This is a genomic window from Oligoflexus sp., assembly GCF_035638955.1.
GTDB lineage: Bacteria > Bdellovibrionota_B > Oligoflexia > Oligoflexales > Oligoflexaceae > Oligoflexus.
The window spans coordinates 1-3,759 of the sequence record NZ_DASQYZ010000428.1; the positions used below are offsets into that span (position 1 = coordinate 1).

The following is a 3,759-nucleotide window of genomic DNA, read 5'->3' on the forward strand; positions in this document are numbered from 1 at the left end:
TTGCCACGGCAATTAAAGCGGTCGGAGTTCCGACAGCATTCAGTTCAACTTTTTCCACTGCGACCTCACTATTCAGCATCGTGTGGTTCGCCGTGTTCGATACAGATGTCCAGGAATTCGAGCGCGGATCGGGAGTCATAAGCAGCAACTTGCCGTCCAACACTTGAAAGTTACTGCCTCCTAAAACCTGAAAAGAGCCGTTTGTGACCTTGACCGCCGCAATGCCGGAACTATTAACTTGCAAAAGGCTTTTTGTCCGCGCCAGCGCGGATTCGTTGGTCTGTTTGCCTATCGAATCGAGGCTCCGACCCAGGACTTCCATTCGCATGTTATCAGTTTTCTTGTGATCGCTAAGGACATAGATACCCAGAACTGCCATGAGCCCGAACACGGAAGCCAGGCTCGCATTTCCAGTCTCGAACCTTGAAAATTGCATGGAACCTCCTCATCTAAAGCTCATCGGCTTTTATCAATAACATCTTCACTTTCGCGATTTTTTGCCATGAGAATAGCCATTTCGCTCTGTGATAACAGGACGGCAACAACTGTCGTCTTAAGACGGCACAGAGGCACGTGCTGTATGCGAATTTCGCCCTGCCTTTGAAGCAGAATCTTTGTGATTCAGAAAAAGGATGAAACCTTGGATCCAGGACCACCCCACACCTTCACGCGGAATCGGTGTCACCTTGATCCGGATTATCCACACAGAACTCTAACAGATACACGCTCTAATAATAGTGGCCAGGACAGCAGTCAAGGCTGCCCGCTTTTGCACCGATGCATACGAGGAACAACAAGGGTATTTCCATGAAAATTACGCAGGATCATGAGGCCGGATTTTCGATCGTGTCCGTGCTGGTAGCACTGGCCCTTATTTCGCTTATCGCCGTAACCGCAGGTCAAGCCTTTATTAACTCCATGCGGGCCCGAGCCAAGCTTGCCACAAAACTCAATTTTGAAGAAGTGAACCAGTCCCTTTTCAAGATCATGAAGAATTTAGGCAGGAATCCCCCAAGTTCAGGCTGCTATTCTGCCGCGAATATCGCCCAGACGATGGCTGCTTATCCTTTTGTCAGTCTAAGCCCACAGGTGACAACAGGCCTCACGTCCTCACAATTGGCGGCAGTGTCTGCGCCACGTCACGACTTTGTTGCCACAGCAATCCAGCGCTGCCAAACTTCGAAGTTCATTGGCAACCCTACCAGTTCAGCCGATAGCACGATGTATTTCTGCGTGCGTTTTCAGCGTGACCTGCAGCTCGATTCGAGCAGCATCAATGGTTCACCCCATGCGTTTGCAGAAATCAAGATTCAACTGATCAACGCCCATACCAATCAAGCTGTGTCCTGCGATAATTTCCGAAACCTGACAGAGGGTGCGATGCAGGTATATTCCACCTTGTACTGGGCGCACGATTCCACAAACGGCCTGGACTACAATAGAAGGAATAATTTTTTTCATGTTACAAATTGATTCGGATGAAAATGGCACGACAATCGTCGAACTGATGATAGGTGCCGCTCTGCTGGCTCTTGTCATCCTGATCGGCGCTGGGTTTATGAGCCGTCTGCAAAAAACCTCTAAACATGATCAAGAGCGGATGACTAGCCGCAAACAGACGGAGGTGCTGTTCAACACTGTCACGCGTGATGCCGCGGTGCAGATGAACGGTGGCCTGAACCCACTCGTCAGTCCCAAAGGCCTCGAAATCAAGCGTCTGCCACAGAATGCAAGCGACACAAGCCGGAGTTACACAGTCCGCTATGAATCAAGCTGCCAGCCTTTCCCCGTTGCCCAGCAGGATCTTTTCAATCAGGTCTATTCACCAGCCAATCGCGCAAAGATTTATCAGGATCCATACAGCTGCCTCAAAAGCCTCGCCTGTCAGGCCGGGCGTTATCCTGTAGTGACGACCATCGTCACGGGTGCGAACCCTGCAGCCTATCCCCTGAAAGTCTTTCCAGGGGCTACACTGTGTTCGACCCTGGTGCACGATCAGGTTCGAGTTGTGATGGAAACAGTCTACGCGGATCCTGATCGCGAACTGAAGACAGTATCTGTCCTGCAAAAAGTTTTCTTTCTCCCAGCCAAGGCTGCTGGTGACCTGGATATACTTCCGAATTGAAAGCAGGAAATTCCGGATGGTTTCGTCCTGGCTAACGGTTGGATGTTGGATTGCGGAGGCAAAATAAAGATACACGCTGGAAGTCAAGCAGTCGCATGGCGGATCGGGCAAACAAGCCCGCGCAATTATCGACGGCCTGGAAGCCGATGTGGCAACGTTGGCACTGGCTTATGATATTGATGCCATTGCAGATCGTGGCTTTGCCGATAAAGACGAAGGCCTTGAATCAAACCGCAAAACAGGCGGTGAAGTCCATCAAGGCCGACATGCCCGCAAAGTTCACCCTCCGCAGCAGGTGGGCGCAAAAGGGCATTCGATCCAACAATGCAAGTCAGGATGATCTCATGGCGCGCGTCTATTCGGTGGCCCTGGCTTCTGAAGCAGGAGCATGGCGAGACGTGGCGGCCTTCGGGCCACGTGGCCATTCCGAAGGGAGCGCGGCCTTCTGAGCGGTCTTTGATTCCGCGGGGGATGTTTCCCAATGCGCTTCGCGGGCGGAAGGATGTGTTCCTTGGGGACTTCTCGACCAATTCCGCGTGGAAGTTTTTTCCGCACAAGGGGATCTTCCAGCGTTTGCAGAATGGAAAGCGGCTGCGGCTTCTCTATCTACTCAAGCAGCAGAAGCATACGAGGCCGACGTGGGGCTTTTCGGATCAGGTGCAGGATGCAGTGGATAAGCATTTTGAGCGGCATTATGACGATATCGGTGCAATTAATTAAAAATTCAGTGGAGGCCTCAAATTGGAGAAATCTCGAGAGAAGTAGCGAAAATCCCAGCCAAATCATTAAAATTCACAGGTTTGAGCAGCATTTTAATGCCCAAGGATTCGATCGAAGGATCGTTTGTATTGAACCCATAGCCTGAAAGCAAGACTGCAGGAGTGAACTTGTTTACGCTCCTGCCACTTCTAAGAGCTGGTTTAAAAAGGCCATGGTCAGCCAGTTGGAGTGAAGAAACTTCCCGAATTGCATAAAGACTCGGTGCGAGTTATGACTCACCAAAGCACCAAGGTGAGGTTTAGGCTTCCATGGATAGGAAACCATATCAAAGCGATCTGAACGATGCCGAATGGGATGTTTTAAAAATTTTCATGCCTCCTGAAAAGTTTGACGGCCGTCCACGAACGTATCAATTCAGAGAGATACTGAATGGAATTTTTTATGTTGTGAGAACAGGATGTCAGTGGAGGCAAATGCCACACGATTTGCCGCCATGGCAAACGTCATATCACTACTTTAGAGAATGGAAAATAAGTGGGGTGTGGGAAAAAATCAACGATGAGCTGAGAAAAATCGTACGCGTCGATCAAAAAAAAACGAAGAGGCAAGTGCGGCAATAATTGATTCCCAGTCCACTAAAACCACTGAGGCTGGTGGCGTCTGTGGTTATGATGCCGGCAAGAAAGTCAAAGGTCGCAAACGTCATTTGATTGTTGATACTTTGGGCTTGGTAATAAAGGTCGTAGTTCATCGGGCCGACATCCAGGATCGACGGCTTTGTTGCAAATAATCTCTAGCATCCTGACACGGGATTGGTCATATTCACCAGTTCACCGTATCCAGGGAGTGGTTATGGCGCTGAGCTTCAAAGGACGGCATTTTCAAAAGTCCATTATTCTGACCTGCATCCGCTG

The 3,759-nt window shown here is 49.9% G+C and carries 6 protein-coding genes and 1 pseudogene; 6 read left to right on the top strand and 1 reads right to left on the bottom strand.

Annotated elements, in window-relative coordinates; translation table 11 throughout:
- On the bottom strand, positions 1–436 hold a 436-nt coding region (locus VE954_RS35765), incomplete at its 3' end, for a hypothetical protein (protein WP_324962140.1).
- A gap of 371 nt (positions 437–807) precedes the next feature.
- Between VE954_RS35765 and VE954_RS35770 the strand changes: the two genes are divergently transcribed.
- The 6 genes and pseudogenes from VE954_RS35770 to VE954_RS43955 all read left to right on the top strand — a co-directional run bounded on the left by VE954_RS35770 (position 808) and on the right by VE954_RS43955 (position 3,635).
- Positions 808–1,473: a type II secretion system protein gene (locus VE954_RS35770; RefSeq protein WP_324962142.1), complete on the top strand. Its 666-nt coding sequence runs from the start codon at positions 808–810 to the stop codon at positions 1,471–1,473.
- A complete protein-coding gene (locus VE954_RS35775) occupies positions 1,460–2,125 on the top strand; it encodes a hypothetical protein (RefSeq protein ID WP_324962144.1) in 666 nt (221 codons plus the stop codon). The genes VE954_RS35770 and VE954_RS35775 overlap by 14 nt, the downstream gene beginning before the upstream one ends.
- A gap of 73 nt (positions 2,126–2,198) precedes the next feature.
- A pseudogene (locus VE954_RS43950) lies at positions 2,199–2,339 on the top strand (substrate-binding domain-containing protein); the annotation flags it as partial.
- A 257-nt stretch (positions 2,340–2,596) separates the two neighbouring features.
- Positions 2,597–2,845, top strand: a complete 249-nt coding sequence (locus VE954_RS35785) for a hypothetical protein (RefSeq protein WP_324962148.1) — start codon at positions 2,597–2,599, stop codon at positions 2,843–2,845.
- 308 nt (positions 2,846–3,153) lie between these two features.
- Positions 3,154–3,465 (top strand): transposase, encoded by a 312-nt coding sequence (locus tag VE954_RS35790; protein ID WP_324962150.1) that lies wholly within the window; start codon positions 3,154–3,156, stop codon positions 3,463–3,465.
- Positions 3,465–3,635 (top strand): transposase, encoded by a 171-nt coding sequence (locus tag VE954_RS43955; protein WP_349263859.1) that lies wholly within the window; start codon positions 3,465–3,467, stop codon positions 3,633–3,635. The genes VE954_RS35790 and VE954_RS43955 overlap by 1 nt, the downstream gene beginning before the upstream one ends.
- The last annotated feature ends 124 nt before the right edge of the window (positions 3,636–3,759 follow it).